The sequence below is a fragment of the Chryseobacterium sp. SC28 genome, from assembly GCF_003932955.1.
GTDB lineage: Bacteria > Bacteroidota > Bacteroidia > Flavobacteriales > Weeksellaceae > Epilithonimonas.
In genome coordinates this window covers 1-17,516 of sequence record NZ_QOVY01000024.1, presented here as the reverse complement: position 1 = coordinate 17,516, position 17,516 = coordinate 1, and the positions used below count along the sequence as shown (strand labels likewise).

The 17,516-nt window shown below is 37.6% G+C and carries 17 protein-coding genes; 3 read left to right on the top strand and 14 right to left on the bottom strand.

Going from position 1 to position 17,516, the window contains the following annotated elements:
* Positions 1–41: 41 nt before the first annotated feature.
* Together DTW91_RS11360 and DTW91_RS11355 are read right to left on the bottom strand one after the other, a co-directional pair.
* A complete protein-coding gene (locus tag DTW91_RS11360) occupies positions 42–698 on the bottom strand; it encodes a ComF family protein (RefSeq protein WP_125203486.1) in 657 nt (218 codons plus the stop codon).
* The gene (locus DTW91_RS11355; RefSeq protein WP_125203485.1) at positions 695–2,179 is read right to left on the bottom strand and encodes a helix-turn-helix domain-containing protein; all 1,485 of its coding nucleotides are present in this window, start codon (positions 2,177–2,179) and stop codon (positions 695–697) included. Before DTW91_RS11355 ends, DTW91_RS11360 begins: the two co-directional genes overlap by 4 nt.
* Before the next feature lie 125 nt (positions 2,180–2,304).
* On the opposite strand from DTW91_RS11355, the gene aceB reads away from it, so the two are divergent.
* Together aceB and aceA are read left to right on the top strand one after the other, a co-directional pair.
* Positions 2,305–3,879 (top strand): malate synthase A, encoded by a 1,575-nt coding sequence (aceB, locus tag DTW91_RS11350; protein WP_125203484.1) that lies wholly within the window; start codon positions 2,305–2,307, stop codon positions 3,877–3,879.
* Positions 3,880–3,966: 87 nt separating this feature from the next.
* Positions 3,967–5,247 carry an isocitrate lyase gene (gene aceA, locus DTW91_RS11345; protein WP_125203483.1) on the top strand — a complete coding sequence of 427 codons (1,281 nt, stop codon included), beginning with the start codon at positions 3,967–3,969 and terminating at the stop codon, positions 5,245–5,247.
* 110 nt (positions 5,248–5,357) lie between these two features.
* On the opposite strand, the gene glgP is transcribed toward aceA, so the two are convergent.
* The 8 genes from glgP to DTW91_RS11315 all read right to left on the bottom strand — a co-directional run bounded on the left by glgP (position 5,358) and on the right by DTW91_RS11315 (position 10,867).
* On the bottom strand, positions 5,358–7,010 hold the full coding sequence (gene glgP / locus DTW91_RS11340) for an alpha-glucan family phosphorylase (protein ID WP_125203482.1): 1,653 nt from the start codon (positions 7,008–7,010) through the stop codon (positions 5,358–5,360).
* Positions 7,011–7,482: 472 nt separating this feature from the next.
* Complete coding sequence (locus tag DTW91_RS11335; RefSeq protein WP_125203481.1) at positions 7,483–7,932, bottom strand: hypothetical protein; 450 nt, start codon at positions 7,930–7,932, stop codon at positions 7,483–7,485.
* A 168-nt stretch (positions 7,933–8,100) separates the two neighbouring features.
* Positions 8,101–8,265: a hypothetical protein gene (locus DTW91_RS12745; RefSeq protein ID WP_185144779.1), complete on the bottom strand. Its 165-nt coding sequence runs from the start codon at positions 8,263–8,265 to the stop codon at positions 8,101–8,103.
* Positions 8,266–8,328: 63 nt separating this feature from the next.
* Complete coding sequence (locus DTW91_RS12975) at positions 8,329–8,457, bottom strand: hypothetical protein (protein WP_262696677.1); 129 nt, start codon at positions 8,455–8,457, stop codon at positions 8,329–8,331.
* Between the two features lie 373 nt (positions 8,458–8,830).
* The gene (locus DTW91_RS11330; RefSeq protein ID WP_125203480.1) at positions 8,831–9,253 is read right to left on the bottom strand and encodes a hypothetical protein; all 423 of its coding nucleotides are present in this window, start codon (positions 9,251–9,253) and stop codon (positions 8,831–8,833) included.
* 47 nt (positions 9,254–9,300) lie between these two features.
* Positions 9,301–9,600 carry a hypothetical protein gene (locus DTW91_RS11325; protein WP_185144778.1) on the bottom strand — a complete coding sequence of 100 codons (300 nt, stop codon included), beginning with the start codon at positions 9,598–9,600 and terminating at the stop codon, positions 9,301–9,303.
* A 208-nt stretch (positions 9,601–9,808) separates the two neighbouring features.
* Positions 9,809–10,084 carry a hypothetical protein gene (locus DTW91_RS11320; protein WP_125203479.1) on the bottom strand — a complete coding sequence of 92 codons (276 nt, stop codon included), beginning with the start codon at positions 10,082–10,084 and terminating at the stop codon, positions 9,809–9,811.
* 18 nt (positions 10,085–10,102) lie between these two features.
* On the bottom strand, positions 10,103–10,867 hold the full coding sequence (locus DTW91_RS11315; RefSeq protein WP_125203478.1) for a hypothetical protein: 765 nt from the start codon (positions 10,865–10,867) through the stop codon (positions 10,103–10,105).
* A gap of 548 nt (positions 10,868–11,415) precedes the next feature.
* Here DTW91_RS11315 and DTW91_RS12740 point away from each other — a divergent pair.
* Positions 11,416–11,571 (top strand): hypothetical protein, encoded by a 156-nt coding sequence (locus DTW91_RS12740; RefSeq protein WP_185144777.1) that lies wholly within the window; start codon positions 11,416–11,418, stop codon positions 11,569–11,571.
* A 182-nt stretch (positions 11,572–11,753) separates the two neighbouring features.
* Here the strand turns inward: DTW91_RS12740 and DTW91_RS11305 are convergent, their stop codons facing one another.
* The 4 genes from DTW91_RS11305 to DTW91_RS11290 form a co-directional block, all read right to left on the bottom strand.
* A complete protein-coding gene (locus tag DTW91_RS11305) occupies positions 11,754–11,984 on the bottom strand; it encodes a hypothetical protein (RefSeq protein WP_125203477.1) in 231 nt (76 codons plus the stop codon).
* Positions 11,947–14,208: an N-6 DNA methylase gene (locus DTW91_RS11300; protein ID WP_125203476.1), complete on the bottom strand. Its 2,262-nt coding sequence runs from the start codon at positions 14,206–14,208 to the stop codon at positions 11,947–11,949. The genes DTW91_RS11305 and DTW91_RS11300 overlap by 38 nt, the downstream gene beginning before the upstream one ends.
* 162 nt (positions 14,209–14,370) lie before the next feature.
* The gene (locus DTW91_RS11295; protein WP_125203475.1) at positions 14,371–16,068 is read right to left on the bottom strand and encodes a DUF262 domain-containing protein; all 1,698 of its coding nucleotides are present in this window, start codon (positions 16,066–16,068) and stop codon (positions 14,371–14,373) included.
* 211 nt (positions 16,069–16,279) lie between these two features.
* Positions 16,280–17,257 carry a hypothetical protein gene (locus tag DTW91_RS11290; RefSeq protein ID WP_125203474.1) on the bottom strand — a complete coding sequence of 326 codons (978 nt, stop codon included), beginning with the start codon at positions 17,255–17,257 and terminating at the stop codon, positions 16,280–16,282.
* Positions 17,258–17,516: the final 259 nt, after the last annotated feature.

The following is a 17,516-nucleotide window of genomic DNA, read 5'->3' as shown; positions in this document are numbered from 1 at the left end:
CAATTAACCATTAACCATTAACCATTAACAATTAACAATTATCAAGCGTCCATCGCCATCACCAGCAAACTAACCTTCACATTTTCAGCGTTTTTTAGGATTTCCCAAGCGATATTTGCGCTCGTATTGCCGGTCGTGAAGACGTCATCGATCAATAAAATATGCTTATCACGGATTTTTTCATTCAGTCGGAAAGTATTTTTTGTTTTCAGGCGCTCGCTTTGTCCCTTTTTGGCTTGCGCTTTAGAATGCCGGGTGCGCAGAAGCAGATGATGATTAATTGGAATTTGATAATGTTGGGAAAGGATGTTTCCGAAAATATGAAGCTGGTTGTAGCCACGCTTTTTCAGCTTTTTGGGGTGGAGTGGGACGGTGGCGATCAGATCCGGTTTTCGGTCTTCGAAGTTTAGTTTTTCGATCGTCCATTGTGCCAAATTTTTCCCAATTTTTTCCCGATGATTGTATTTTAATTGTTGGATAATTTTCTGAGCCAGACTTTCCTGCTCGTAGAACATCAGCGAAAATGCATTTTCTACCGGAAACAGGAGCGCCGCTTTTTCTTTCAAGCTGTTGTTTTCCGAAAACCGGTGGTGGGTAAAGTGGATTTTGTCTTGGCAAATTTCGCAGACGATCTCGCTGTTGTCAATCAACTGATTGCAACCCAAGCAACGGTTGGGGAAAAGGAAATCGAGAATCACTTGCCTAAAATTACATTTTTTCTGATCTTCTCAATCGATTTTTTCATTTCCAGATTGAACTGCTCTTTTTCCAGCCGTACCGGCGGCGCCTGTCGTACTTCGCAATCTTTTATGCTGCAGCTTTCGCAGGTCACGCCGACGTCGATGGTTTTCAAGGAGGATGATCTTGCAAAATTGATCTTCTTAATCGTCTGATTATTGAGCAAGATTCCCAGGCAATAGCTTCTATTGCTGCCGTCGGAAAAGGGATTTTTCTGCGAAGTAGAAACCACCAGATAGCTCATTCCCAGATCTTTGTAATGAGAAATCTGCGCATCCGTCAACGATTCATTTTCCTTCAGATGATAAATATTTTTCACCGCGATCCAACGCCTGCAGTAGTGTTCGTTGGTCGCGTTGGCGTGTGGCGCTTGCTGATGATTGAGGTGCAATTCCTTCAAAATATTAATTTTTTCGGAGCTGTCTTTTTTCACAAAACAAAGGTAGAAAAGATCTTTCAGTCCAAACTCCGAAGACAAAATATTGGTCAATCTGTAATAGAACGTTTCCGGCGAGTCTGTAAAATGATGGATCAACTCTTCGAAATCTTTGGGACTCCATTCTTTCTTATAAAAAAAATCGGACATTTGCTCGATGAGATCTTTCTTGGAAATCAAAAGGCAGCCGGCAAAATAAGAGGCGTAAAAATTGTTTAATATTTCTTCAAAACTTCCGAAATCCAGCCACGAGTAAGTATTGGGGCGTGGAATGAGATTCAGGACGTTGAAGCCGATTTCCTTTGCCAAGATGAATATTTCCTGATTGCTATTCAATCTTTCATTTAATAAAAGCAGTTTTTTTTCGGGAACGTAGAGGGATCGCAATTTGTTGAGGGCTTCATTATCGTCAAATTTTTCTGACCTTATTTCGTATCCGAATTTGTCTTGGAGTAAGCTTGCAAGCGTTTCTATTTTGAGATTTTTGTTGAGTTCAAGACCATTTTCGTCCGCAAATTCAGCAGATTTTTCTTCGATTTCCGGGAAATAATTGTCGTACAGTTCTTGGAAGGAGCGCATCACCGCGAAATAAAATCGCTCTTTTCCCAAATTGTAATTTTTCGAAATTTCTATCAATGCATTAATGAAAGCCATCACTTTTTTGGGCGCATCGCTGATGATGCTGATCAGATAATTCTTATTGATTCCAAAAAGTTCCAAGGGTATTTCTTTGAAAAAATCCGACTGCAAAATCTCGTTAATCGGGGTCAGAGTTTTGTCCAATTTCGAAGAAACCAAATCGTGAAAAGTGCAACCCAGCGCATTGGAGAGCTGGATGATCTTGTCGTGCTTCGGATATTTTTTCCCGTTTTCTATTTCGTTCAGGTAGGATTTGGACAGTCCGGTTTTGCTTGCCAGATCTTGCAAGGACCAATTTCTCTTCTGCCGCTGCTGTTTCAGTTTCAGTCCGAAAACCACGCGGATGTAGTCGCTTTCTGCTATCATAAAATCAAAGATATAAAAAAAGCGAGTATTCGCATAATAATTTTTATAAAATATTAGCGAACGTTCGCTGTATGTGAAAATATTTTTTATATTTTTGTCCAACCAAATCACAAAATATCATCACTATGGAAACCATAAATCGTTTGAAAATCACTGCAAACAAGAGTTATAGGAATGTTTTCACTCCGGATTTGACAGCTTTTTTGACAGCGCTTCATCAGAAATTTAATCAAAGGAGAATAGACCTTTTAGAGCAAAGGAAGCAAACACAAAAGAAATTTGACAGGGGCATCTTGCCCACTTTTCCGGAAGAAACCGAAACTGTGCGAAGTAGCAGTTGGACCTGTGCAAAACTTCCGGAAGATCTTTTGGATAGGCGTGTAGAAATCACCGGACCTGTGGATCGCAAAATGATTATCAATGCGCTGAATTCCGGCGCGAGTACCTTTATGGCAGATTTTGAAGACAGCAATTCGCCAACTTGGGAAAACTGCATTCTCGGGCAAATTAATTTGACCGATGCCATCAGCAGAAAGATCGATTTCGTAAATGAAGAAGGGAAATCTTATCAGCTTAATGATAAAACTGCAACGCTGATCGTGAGGCCCCGAGGTCTGCATCTGCCTGAGAAAAATATTGAAATCAATGCTGAATTAGCCTCCGGATCGCTCGTAGATTTTGGAATGTACTTCTTCAGAAATGCTAAAAAACTAATCGAAAACGGAAGCGGTCCCTATTTTTATCTTCCTAAATTGGAACATTACAAGGAAGCGCGCTGGTGGAACGATGTTTTTATATTTGCTCAGGATTATCTGGGAATTCCGCAAGGAACGATCAAAGCGACTGTGCTGATAGAGACGATCACGGCATCATTTCAGTTAGATGAAATTCTATTTGAGCTGAAAGATCACAGCGCAGGTCTCAACTGTGGCCGCTGGGATTACATCTTCTCGTACATCAAAAAATTCAGGAATCTACCGCACTTTTTAGTGCCGGACAGAGATCAGGTAACGATGAGCTCTCCTTTTATGAGTGCATACTCCAAACGGGTCATAGAGATTTGTCACAAAAGAAATGTCCACGCAATGGGCGGTATGGCCGCACAGATTCCCGTGAAAAATGATGATGAAGCCAATGAAGCCGCCTTCGAAAAGGTGCGAAATGACAAAGAGCGAGAGGTGAGAAACGGACACGATGGCACTTGGGTGGCGCATCCCGGTCTGGTGGCGGTTGCAAAAGAAATCTTCGATCAATATATGCCCGAAGCCAATCAAATCGATAAGAAATTCGATTACAAAATCAAAGAATCGCAATTGCTGGAAGTTCCTCACGGAACGATTACCGAAAACGGCGTCCGAAAAAACATCAACGTCGGAATCCTCTATATCGAATCTTGGCTGATGGGCGTGGGCGCAGCAGCACTGTACAACTTGATGGAAGATGCCGCAACGGCCGAGATCTCTAGGTCGCAAGTGTGGCAATGGCTGCGAAATGAAGCCGTTTTGGATGACGAAAGAACTTTGACCAGAGCATTGCTCTTGCAATGGGAACAGGAAGAACTCATCAAAATTCAAAAATATGTGGGAGAAGAGCGGTATAAAAAAGGAAGATTCAATCTGGCCAAAGAACTTTTCAATGAGTTGGTTTTCTCCGAAAAATTCGAGGAATTCCTTACCTTAAAAGCTTATCCTTTTATTTGAAAAGATAATAGACAAAAGCGGGAAGTAGTGAAAGCTTTTTTGCAAAAACATTCAAATTAATTACAACCAATCACAAATTATATCATTATGAAATCAAAACAAGAAGAGATCCAAGCTTTGGAGCAAGACTGGATCACAAATCCGAGATGGATCGGCGTGCAAAGACCTTACTCCGCAGAAGAAGTGCTGAAACTAAGGGGTTCCTACAAATTGGATTACACCATCGCGACAGAAATGTCCAAAAAACTTTGGGACAAACTCAACAATCAGGATTGGATCGCCGCTTTGGGCGCTTTGACGGGCAATCAAGCCGTTCAGGAAGTGGATGCAGGCTTGGAAGCCATCTATCTTTCCGGCTGGCAGGTGGCAGCCGATGCCAATCTTTCCGGAGAAATGTATCCCGACCAGTCGCTGTATCCTGCCAATTCGGTTCCGACTGTGGTCAAGAAAATCAATAACGCCTTGCTGAGAGCAGATCAGATCCAATCGGTCAGTGGTGGCGGCGAAAAAGAATATCTCGTTCCCATCGTTGCCGATGCAGAAGCCGGCTTCGGCGGAAACCTGAATGCGTATGAACTGATGAAACAAATGATCGAAGCAGGTGCTGCAGGCGTTCATTTCGAAGATCAATTGTCCTCGGCCAAGAAATGTGGCCACCTGGGCGGAAAAGTTTTGGTACCGACTCAGGAAGCGATTAATAAACTGATTGCAGCCAGATTGGCGGCAGATGTTTGTGGCGTGCCAACCTTAATCGTGGCAAGAACCGATGCCGATGCGGCAGATCTTTTGACCTCGGATATCGACGAAAGAGACCGCAAATTCATCACAGGAGAACGAACTTCCGAAGGTTTCTTTGCCGTGCGAAACGGCGTAGAGCAGGGGATCGATAGGGGCTTGTCTTATGCACCGTACGCCGATATGCTCTGGATGGAAACCTCGAACCCCGACCTAGACTATGCCAGACGATTTGCGGAAGGTATCCACGCCAAATATCCGGGAAAAATGCTGGCTTACAACTGTTCGCCTTCTTTCAACTGGGCTGCAAAACTAAGTGTCGGAGAAATGGAAAACTTCCGCGAAGAATTGGCGAAGATGGGCTACAAATTCCAATTCATCACTTTGGCAGGTTTCCACGCCTTGAATACGGCGATGTTCGAGTTGGCTTTAGCCTACAAAGAGCGCGGAATGGCCGGCTATTCGGAATTGCAGGAGCGCGAATTTGCTTTGCAAAACAAGGGATTCCGGGCGGTGAAACATCAGAGTTTTGTAGGGACCGGTTATTTCGACGAGATCCAAAACGTGGTGATGAGCGGCACCTCTGCAACGGTCGCGATGAAGGATTCTACCGAGTCGGCGCAATTTCATTAAAAATATTCATTCCTTAAATTATAATTTGTTGGACTTTTCGAAATATGTCAACAAAAAACCCCTTCGGAGCTTTCTCTGGAGGGGTTGCTTTTTTGGAAAGTAGCCGGTGGCTAATACATCAACTTATAATATTCGTCGGCCAGTCTATCGCTGTTGAATTGTAATTTTACGTCATCCATCGCGGTTTGGACGATTTTTCTCCATTTATTGGGATCGTCGTAATAGGTCGGGATGATTTCTTTTTCCAGCACGTCATAGAGGTTGTTGAGATCAAAATGATCCTGTTCTACGATGGGCCAGTGCGCATAATCGGCCATAGGGACAATGAACGAGTTTTCGCCATGTCTTGCAAATTCCGGTATCCAGCCGTCGTCTGTCGAGAGGTTGACAGATCCGTTCATCGCCGCAGACATCCCGCTGGTGCCTGAGGCTTCTCTCGGAACCCGCGGATTGTTGAGCCAGATGTCCGACCCTTGTTTCAAAGATTTGCTTAGTGCCAGTTCATATCCCGTCAGCACGGCCATATTTTTGTAATGCTTGCTTTCTTCCACCAAATTATTGAAAGTAGAGATGGCGCCGTAGTCCATCGGGTAGGGCTTGCCTGCCCAGATGATCTGCACCGGATGCTCCTTGTTTTCCAGCAATTTTCTGAAACGTTCTTTGTCCGCCAAGAGCAGATCCGGCCGTTTGTAACCCGCGAAACGTCTGGCCCACACGATGGTCAAGACTTTAGGATCAAATAATTTCCCCGTTTGATCTGCGACTATTTTGAAGGTTCTTTTTTTGAGGTGATGTTTTCTGTAATTAAAGGTGGAGTCGTCGCTCTCGTCCTTAGAATCGTAGAGGGGTTTATCTGCCCAATATTTGAATTCCTGTGCATTGGTAATAGATTTGATTTCGCAGATGCCATCATATTTGGTCCACATTTCCCTGGAGACCACGCCGTGAAGCTTCGAAACGCCATTGGCTACTCTTGCCATCTTCAAAGCACACAGCGAATGGTTGAATATGTCGTCCCGAACGCCCTCAATATTATTAACTTCCTCTATGGACAAACCGGAGAAGTACGACATCTCGTGGCAAAGGTAGATGTTGTGTTTTTCGTTTCCTGCCTCTTCGGGCGTATGCGTTGTGAAGACCAATTTTTCCTTCACTTTGGCAAGGTCGCCGCCATATTTTTTTAGCAGATAGAAAGCTGCCGGCAGCCCGTGTGCTTCGTTGAGGTGATAGACTTCTCTCTCGAAGTTCATTTCGTCCAGCAGTTTTGCGCCGCCTTTGCCCAGGAGAATGTACTGTGCAATTTTGGTAGATTCGTTGGCGTCATACAGTTTGTGGCAGATGGTTTTCGAGATGTGATCGTTTTCGGGGACGTCGGTACTCAGGAAGAACATCGGACAGGTCTTGAAGGTTTCCGGATCCAGATACCAGACTTTCACCCACACGGGAGCGTTGTGGATCTCGATTTGGAATTTGATGCCCGTATCTTCCAGAAAGCTGTACATCTTCTTGGTCCAGATGGGGTTCAGGGTTTGATCTATATTTCGGCTTTGGTCGTAGTAGCCATATTTCCAGAGAATGCCTATGCCAACTAAGTCTTGCTTTAGGTTGTAGGCGCTTCGCATGTGAGAACCGGCGAGGAATCCCAGGCCGCCACTGTAGATTTTCAGGGCTTGGTCTATGGCAAATTCCATTGAAAAATAGGCGGTTTTTTTTGTGTAATTTGGATTGATGCTGTAGGGCATCTGGTAGTTTTTGAAATCCATTTTTATTTTTTTAAGTAGTCTATAATAGCTGCAAATATAAGGAATAGTTTTTAGTCCGCCTGCCTGACAAAGGCTTTGTAACATTTAAAAATCGGGTAACGATTATTCCGACCAAAAAAAGCCTTTTCTTTCAGAACTGTTCGAGAACTCTTCGACTCTTGTTCCGAAAAACAGTACTTTTTTCGAAGCGCTCTCGAAGAAACCTGCAACAAGAGTCGAAGAAAACTAAGAAGAAAAGGAGAAAATCCTATCTTCTTATTTGGAAATTATTAATGAATTAAAAGGTGGATCAATAGGAACGGGCTTTTAGCCCGCGACACCGGGGGAGAAGTGGCGGAAATCGAAGCACAAAAGTTGCGCAGTTGCGGCTTGACTTGCGAGATGTTTCAATTAGCGCAAAACGAAGTTAATGAAAAACTAGTTCAACTTAGAAAAAACCTTCAATTGCGTGAATTCGCTGTTACCAGCCTTATTAGTCTATGTCAATTGAATTTGGTCTACTTTCAAAAGCATTCTTTTCATAAAAATCAAGTTTACTATAACCGTTAGTATTATTGATGGTATAAATTGCTTTAATTTTTTTCAAATCGCTATCTTCCATAAAGCCTCCAGTCACAGGATTTTCTGGGAATTTTGCCGAACTTTTGTCTGTAAAGAACACAAGTATCTCAAAATATCCAGTAGAGTATTCTGACTTATTTTCCGAACAAAACCGTTTTAGTTCTCCAATCGTAGCAGTACTGTCGACCGAAAACAAAATCATTTGATTAAATGTGCCATCGTTTCTATCTTCTTTTTTGGCGTCAATTTTTTGGATTTTAGATGTTGTAGGCTTTTCAGAAGTTTCAACGCTTGTTTTTTTATTATTGTCGCCACAAGACAATAGAAATAAAATTGATAATAGTAAAATTGATTTTTTCATGTTTAGTGGTTTGGTTAAAATATTGCTGATAACGTTTCGGGGCTTTGCGATGGTGGGGCAACCGAAGCACAAATCTTCAATTTTGCACAAAAGTTCAATCGAAGAACTGCCGTTGAGTTTAGCACTGAACCCGCCATTTTGCCAAACTGCTTTTATAAGAAGTTTTTTTTATCTTAATTCGGTATCTTTCGCAACATATGCTTCAAACACTGTATCCTTTTCAAATTTCGCACCTTTTCCTGGTATAAATAAAGATAAAGGGGTTAAAAGAACTGCAGTAGCAGCAACAACTGCACCTGAACCTTTTAAATTTTTTGAATTTTGACCAGTCAATTTTATAATTTGTCCATTATCAAGATATAGAAACTCAATATTGAATGCAAGTTTTCCTTTTCTTCATACAATTCCACTTGCTCTGGCTTCCGTGACAGTTCCAATAATTTTCTTTCCTTCTGCAATTACAACTTGATCCCCAACTGAAATCGGTTGTTTTAAATAAAATTCTACTTGGTCTCCAACTTTCATTTTACCACCTCGAATTTCATTTTTAAGTGCCGCTTTTACTAGAGTTCCCTCTTCAATTGTGGTTTTTTAAATAGTTCAGTTGAAGCCTGATTTTCAGTTACATTCACATTTTCTTGTGAATAAAGCATTGATGTTAAAGAAATCATCGAGAAAATAAAAATTTTTTTCATTTTTAAGTTTATTTATTTGGGGTTTATTTATTTACGGGGGTTTTTATAAAATTTCCTACAACGTTTCGCGGCTTTAAGAAGTTGGGGATTTGGTAAGCCCGAACTTTGAGTAAATCACTGAACACAAAAGTACAAAACAATGTTTAAAATCAAGACTAAAACCCCCAATTTTTGCAAACCGCTGTTGTGCGTTCGGGTTTATTTTATTTCGTACAAATGTTTTTAAAAATAAATTCTCCAACTGTATCTGGGATAATATTTTCCCTTTCTGGATCATTATATCTTTCTCCCTCAAATATTACTATTCCTTTACTGTTATATGTTAAACGGCTATTTATACTGTAAACTTTATCATCACAATCAACTGTCCACAATCCAATTGTATAACCTCCACCAACTTTTATAAATTTTCCTTGTTTATTCTTTTTAGTTGTAATTGGTTTTAAAAATTTAACCCAAGCTTTTTTTGAATACGAGTTATCTTGTTCTAATTTTAAATAAATTCCTTCTCCATCACTCGTATCTCCAAGATAAGACCATTCAGTTTCTTCTTGTGAATAAATTAAAGATGATAATAATATAAATAATATTGAAAGTTTTATTTTAGACGTTTTGTAAATATTCATAATACATTTTTTTAAAATGGACAATTTGTACATTTAAGTAGTGATAATTATTTGTCATCATTTCTTCTAATATCTACTTTCATTGGACCTGCATATTGTAAAGCATAAGAATCACAAGATTCAATGTTAACATCCATAGTTGTTGAAGATTTAATATTTACATCAATTGAACCATCAGGATTTACAGGTATTAAACCATAATTTTTGTTAGGAAGTAATCTTATTTCATTTTTTAAAGGTTCATTTGCGTATGCTTTTGGCATAATATCAAAATCCTTTAAAACATTAATCGTTAAGCATATTGCAATAACAGTTAAAACACTTTTTGAATACAAATCTAATTTCATAATTTTAAATTTTAGGATATGTTAATAATTCAATTTTTCTATCACTTTCGGTTCTCGTAACCTGACGCAGAACGTTTTGCAGCTACCCGAAGGTGGCGATTTCGAAGCGATTCACTATCTGTCAAGTACAAACTTTGATAGAAGCACAAAGCTTGATTTAACCACTGAACCGCCACTTTTGGGTAGGTGCTGTTATAGGGCGTTTTTTCTAGTTGTTATTGTAGTAGTATTTCTGTCCATTTCTACCTAAAACTTCGTCAATTGATACTGAAACTGTATTATCTACGTCAACAGAGCCACTAACGTCAACAGAACCACGAACATCCACTGTTCGATCAATGTCTGCATTTATATAACCACCTTTGACGTAAACGTTTTGTTTGGTTGGTATAACGCCTGCATTTTGAAGCACCATTACCCAAATACCAAGTCCAATTGCAATCAGTATTGCTTTAAGTGAAATGTTTTTTGATTTCGTTTCCATTGTATTTAATTTTAATTGTTAAAAGTCAAAAGGGTCAGGGAATAGGGTTTTTAATCTCTTCTCAATTTCTGTTGTCAAGTCTTTATATCCTTGTTCATTTGGATAATAAAGTAAGGCTCGGTGGTGTCCCAAATCGGAAGGAACGTCAGCCATTGATTGAGTTATAGGAACTACTGTCTTTCCTAAAGTATGAGCAATGCCTACTTCATAAAATACATTTGGATTTTTTCCTGAAAAGTCAGCAACGACAACTCGACAAGTGAAAATTAACTCAAAAATGTCTTGAATAAATGTTGGATTTTCCCAAATGTCATCTGCTTTTGCACAGTCAAGACTTAAATTGTTACAAGCTTGTTTTACTGCTTCAAATGATTTTTGTAATTTAAAAGGTAACATTACAGTTACCAATTTGTCGTTCTGTTGTTTATTAGGAATTGTAAATACTTGCGGTGAAAATGTGACAATTCGTTTGGGGGTCTCAGTGTGTGCAGTTGATATTAAATCTGATACCAATGGAGTTGCAAACTTTTCAGCTAAATGCGATTTAATTTCATTGAAGTTTTTAGGGTCTTTTTTTATTATTTCAGTCAAAACTTCAAGAATATTGCCTTCATAATCTTCATCTCCGAAGCTAAGACTTCTCAACAATCTTGAGTGTCCTTCAATTACTTCATATGCACCTAAAGTATAGCCCAAGTCTAGCCAATCAGATTTTGTAAAATGCTTAGCAATTTGATTTTTAATTTCAATCAGTTCTTTCTGTTGTTCCTTGGTTATTGTCATTGTCCTGTCGTCTTTTAAAATGCCTTNACTTGTTTATACTCGCTATAAACTAGCGACTATACACCCAAAATGGGAGGATACTCGCTACTCGGTAGCGTATTTTTATCAAATATAGTATTTATTTATAATCCTACAAATCATCAAACTGACTTTTAATTTGTTGAATACTTTTAGTACTCACGTGGGTGTATATTTCAGTGGTTTTACTACTGCTATATCCCAATAACTATTGAATATACCTCAATCTGTTCCGCTCGAAGAAAACGCGAAAAAGGAGCAAAAAAAAAAGCTGGAAATCCTCTTTTCCAACATACCATTTTCCGGCGATTAAACCCACCAAAAAAACCCTTTTCTTGCAGAAGTGTTCGAGAAGTGTTCGACTCTTGTTCGGAAAAACAGTACTTTTTTCGAAGCGCTCTCGAAGAAACCTGCAACAAGAGTCGAAGTAAACCCGAAAAAAGAGCGAAAAAAAACACTGGAAATCCTCTTTCGCAACATTCCAATTTTCAGCAATTATTCCGACCAAAGAAAACCCTTTTCTTGCAGAAGTGTTCGAGAAATGTTCGACTCTTGTTCGGAAAAAGGGTACTTTTTTCGAAGCGCTCTCGAAGAAACCTGCAACAAGAGTCGAAGAAAACCCAAAAAAGGAGCAGAAAAAAACGCTGGAAATTCTCTTTTCCAACATTCCATTTTCCGGCGATTAAACAGACCAAAAAAAGCCTTTTCTTGCAGAAGTGTTCGAGAAGTGTTCGACTCTTGTTCGAAAAAACGGTACTTTTTTCGAAGCGCTCTCGAAGAAGTGTGAAAGAAAACTCAAAGAAAACCCGAAAAAGGAGAAGAAAAAAACGCTGGAAATCCTCTTTTCCAACATTCCATTTTTCGGCGATTAAAACCCAATAAAAAAGCCTTTTCTTTCAGAAGTGTGCTGCCAACTTTTTTCGGCTTGGCGATGTGGCGGATTTTTAGCACAAAAGTTAAATAGAATTACTACTGTTGAACCTTGCACAAATGTTTCATAGAAGTACGAAACCCGCCATATTGCCAAACCGATATTACCAGCTTGCATTTCTGTCTGTCCGTTATGGTTTAAGGAAATCGAACGCTTTAAATAGTTCATTGTCTGCTGGTTGTTTTAGTTCTGCTTCTTTGTCAAAATGATATGAAACCCAACGAACGTCTTTACTTTCAATACTTGTATAAAAGTAAATTGCGTCTGATGCTTCAATAAATTTAATAAAAGGTAGCAACTCCAAAGGTTTTGTTTGTTGTGAGTTACTTAAATAAAGTTTCTTTCTGTCAAGCGGAATTAAACTCTTGATTGTTATTTCATTAAAAGGTGTTCTTGCTCCAATTAATTCTTTTGCGTTGAAAGTGAAAATTCCGTCTTCAAAACTGCTTGTTGTTGGTGAAAGCATTCTTGTGTCCTCAAATGCATCAGCAATGTATTTTCTAAATTCGTTTAGTTGTTGTTCAAGTGTTAGAACTCTTTGGTTGTTTTCTTCTTCGTTTGTTATTCCTCCGTGTCCTTTCCATTTATTTCGAAGGTTTGCAACCTCAAATAGAACATTTACAATTCCCTTGCTTGTAATCATTGATAGAAAAGCTTCACTCGGATTTCCAAAAAGATTTTTACAATATTCTTTTTTGTCATTCTCTGTCAAGTATGTTCTGATTGCTTTTGAAAGATTTGAAGTTAGGTTATTCCAATTTCCAAAAGTTGCTCTTAAATACCAATTTTGAAATTTTTCGTCCTTTCCAATCCATTTATGACTTTCTTCTTTATAAAATTCTTTGTCTTGAACCAAAGCACTTAACATCAGCATTGATAGGAATTCAGAAAATGCTTCAAAAAAGTGAAATAGGTGTTCAATTTTTTTACTGTTGTCTTTGGTTGCATAATAACGCCAAAGAATGGAAGAAATAGGGAAAGGTAATTTGTCAATCCAATTTTCTAATTTCTCTTCTTGATTTATTGTTTTTAGTTCTTTTGCTATTGATTTGTAGCTTTTAGGCTGTTTCCAAAGATTTCTTTTTAGTTCTGCAAGTCTAAATGAAAACTGCTGGATTTTGTTATCAACTTCTATTAAATCCGCTTGTGTTGTCAAATCGGGTAAAAAGAATATACATTTTGAAAGTTGCGATTTTGAAATTTGTGGAATGACAACTCCTGCTTCTAAACTCTCTCTCAATTTTTTTCCAACTGGTGTATTGAAATAGTTGGCAACGTAAATTGAATTAGCTTTTGTTTCGTCAAGCTGAATTTGATAATAGTTTTTAGGTTTTATTTTCAGTTCAGACAAACTTGCAACAACTGGACTATTTCCCACTTTTGGTAAATAGATTGAATTTGCCAAATGTTCAACATCTTCGGAATTATCGCCTTTAAGTGCATTAATTGAAACAGAAATGTCAGTTAAAAGAATTGGCGGATAGCCAATTCTTTTAACCAATTCTTGCATTTCTTTTTCAGAAACCAATGCGTTTAAGGATTTGAATTCTGATAAATCTATTAAAGTACCAAGTTGAACCGCTTTTCCTTCTTTTTGTGATTTGAAATTTTGTATTATAGTTTTGTTAGTTGTTTCATCTTGTGAGACTTCGGCAACAAATGTTTTTTCTTTTGAGTTTTTAGAAACAAGAATTAAGTTTGAAGATATATTTGTCATTGGTGCAAACGCACCAGAAGGAATAGCAAAAACTGCTTCAACAAAAAGACCTTCTTTTTTTAATGCTTCTTTTACTTTGTCGTCCATTAGAAAAGAATTAGAAACAAGAAAAATCATTTTTCCAGTATTTTCAATTTTCTCTCCACATTTCAGAAGTAATGTTGTCGCAAAATCAAACGGACTTTTAGTTCCATTGATACTTTGTGTCCACATTCCAAAAGGTGGAAAAGAAAGAATTAAATCAAATTTGTCGTTTGATTGTGAAAGTTGATTTAATGTGTCGCCAAGTTTAAAGTTTTTGCTTTTGTCTTTAAACAAAGTTTTTATTGCTTCAAATTCTGATTGATTTATACAAGTACCATTTAGATTGTCAGCTTGAATATAAAGCAACGGTGAAGATAATGTCAACCAAGGGTCAAGAACAGATTTATGGTTATCTGCTTTTATTAGTTCTTCTATGAATTTAAAAACATACTTCGGTGCTGTAATTGAATAGGAATTTGTCAATAAAGTAAGTAATTCTTTGTCTTGAAAAATGCTGTCAAGTTTTTCCGCTCCAAGTGTCGTTCCAATGAGTTCTAATAATTTGGTGTCACGAAAACCTATAAAATTTCGGTCAGTCCGAAGTCTGTCAAGGTTGCTCCAAATTTTATTTTTTATGTCCTGTTGTTCCATTGGTGTCGTGTCGTTTTATGCTTGCTGGTAATGGTCGGCGGTATGGCCAGTAAGGGATTGCGGGTGATTTCCTATAAGGTTACACAAAAAGTTAAACCGAACTTCTGACCTTCGCATACCTCTGAAACCCTTATGGCACTTACACTTTGTTACCCACCGATTTTAGTTTAAATTTTTTCTTATCTTGTCTAAAATTAATTCCGCCCTTTTTTCAATAAAATCTTCAAATTTATCTTCTGTCCAAATGCTTTCATCAGTTGGAATTAGGTGTTTCAATACGTATGCTGCCTTGTCTGTTACATTTTTGTCAATCCAATTTTTAAAAGGTTTACCATTCTTTTCACCTCGGTTAGTACCATAATCAAGCAGTTGAAAATTTCTAATGCTATTAATTTTCGCCCAATCATAATTCAGATTTCCCAGAATATTTTTAGGCATAATATGGTCAATGTCTTGAACTCTTACTGTTTGCTTTTTATCGTAAATCAAGTAGTACATAAATTGACTTTCAAAAACGTCAAGTTTACTTAAATCAATTACCTCTGTAAATGTTATTCCGTGGTCATAGTAAACTTTAAACATTTCTTGAGTTGGAAAATCCTGATTCTTGAATGTCTTGAGTTTTTCAAGTATTTTTTTAATTCCTGTTTTATACGGAATCCATCCCGCTCCCTTACTGCGAAAAACGCCATTCACAAGAGAGTAATTAATCCATTTTTTTATTCTTGGAAATTCAGGATTATTAGCATCATAATCGTCAAAGTATGTTTCAACTTCTTTGTCAGTGATCTGTTTATGGAATATATGATAAGCAACAAAAAATAAAGGGATAAATGACCTATTTCCTTCTTTGTAATAATTATACAAGTCAGAATAGATTAAAAACTTTCTCAAACATAAAAGTGCATTCCAAATTCTATCTTTTTTCTCAATAGCAAATTCAGCATCAGCAGCAGAAATGTCAGCCATTTCTTTGCTGTTATTGTCTTGCAATATAAATACAAGTTTTATTAAGTTATCTTGATTTAAACCAATATCCTTAAACTCATCTAATATCTCATCAAGAAATGCTTCCATTTTCCATTCATAACCCTTTAGAATGGATGCAACCAAATCAAATGGCGATAGTTTTGTGCCTCCATCATTTAAACGCCTAAAAAGTTCAACAATCTTCTGTCGATTATTCGTTTCATTCAATGTTTTATTCACTACAACCTTCGAAACGCCAAGTGTTTCAGCAGTTATTATATTTTTGTAAAACGCTTTTACATTCTTTATTATGTGAGTTTTTTTTGTGTCGTCTGTTTGATTTTGGGATTTAATAATCTCATTTGCAACTTGATCCTCATCATTCGTTTCCTTTAACCGACTCAATAGGTTACTTGCTAAATACCAATTATGCTCTGAAATTGGTCTGCCGTTATTATCTTTTGATTGTTTCGGGAGTTTACTTTCATCGTTTTCAAACTTGAACTCAAATTCAGTATTATAATCACTGAATAAGTCAAAATATAGAACTCTTCCATTTATACTTCCTTTCAATCCAATGTAAAATGTTTGAAGCCGTTGCTGTCCATCAATTACAAAGTTTTGAAGTTGTGTTAATTTGTCAATTTGTCTTGACGGTATTGGTTCTCCATCTTTTGTAAAAGGGCGGAAATTAAATAATGGTTTTGTTTCTTTTTCTTCTTCAATAACCATAATACCTCCAAATGAATCACCTTTTAGTAGAGTGTCAAAAAGCATTTCCATTTTTTCTTCGTCCCAGACTAATCGTCTTTGAATTACCGGAAGAACAAATTTTCCGTCCTCAATTTCAGTTATTATATCTGAAATTCTGTTTGATTTCCATATTGCCATATTCTGTCTGTTTATTGGTTTTTAAATTGGTTGGTCACGTTTCGGGGCTTGGCGATGGCGGGCAAATCGAAGCCGAAACCTTCAACTAAAATACAAATTTCAATCGAAGCACAAAACGTGAACTTTGTACTTTCCGCCCACTATTGCAAAACCCTTGTTAGCGGTTCGGCTTTCTTCTCGGGCGGTCGGTGTCAAGTTTAGTAGCATTGTCTTATTTAATTGTTGAGATGTAATTTTCAATTTCTTCGCTGTTACCAAAAGCAACCGTTGGATTGTTAAATGGCGGTCTGTCTGTGTTTTGTGGACTTAGTATTTCTCCATTTTCAATTTCGTCTGCATAGCTTGGTGTCGTCCGAAATTTACCCTTACCTCTAAAATTCAAAATTACAGCCTGAACGCCTGGAATTATACAAATTTGCAAACCTGTTTCTTCGCTTTCAAAAAAGTCTTGTTGGTTAAGTCGCATACGAACAGTTTTACCACTTAATAGACTTTCTGGACATTTGCCGTTCCACATATTTGAAATTTCTTGGTCTGCCGATTTTGGCTTTAGATTGTTGCCAAATATGAAAAGAAACTGTTCAATATTTTCTCCACTTGTTACCAAATTTTTAGATATTTCGTTTGTTAGTTGCAAAAAGTCAAGATATTTTTTCTCTGCATTGTCATACCTAATTTTTTTTATGGAATTAAATTCTGAATATGTTTCTGTTGCAAAAACGTCTATCAGTCTTTTGTCTAAAATTAAGCACGGATTGTCGTTAAAAGTAATTTGAAGAAAATAAAGCAACTTACTATAAGTCGAAAGTCCAAGTCCTGAAATGTTTTTAAATGTTTGACTTAGTTCATTAAAGTCGTTAGAAGTTGAGTTTTGAGTTTGCTTTAATTTACTAAATGTGCTTTCAAGTAAGTCAATGTGTTTTAGAATATTCATAAAGTGATTTCCTCGCATTCCGCCTGGGTAACCCCAATAAATTGTCTTGATAATTAATTCACGTAAATCGGTAGTTTCAAAAATGTCTTGTCGACTAATTACAAGATTTTTCTTGCCGTTAAATAAGTTGTCGTTCAACTTTTTTAACCACTCAATTTGGTTTTCTGCTTTCTCCCAAGTTGTCCGTTTTGTCGAAAAACTTTGTTGTCTGACTGGCAAGTTTGAGATTAATGTTTTAAATGCTGTTATGTTCATAGGTGTGTCGTTCTAAGCTGACCGTTAACGGTTCGCCGCTTTGCGAAGGCGGGGATTTTCAGCACTAAACTTCATTAGATGCACAAAGCTTGAATTTAGCACTTCACTGTCATAGAAGCACGAAACCCCCGCTTTTGCAAAACGGCTGTTGAACTAAACCTCCGGTAGCTTTTCCTATTCGCCGTTTTAGTAACTTTGTTTTTATTAACCCTTAAAAAACATATAAAATGGCTACAAAAAAAAATCTCCGGAGGATTTA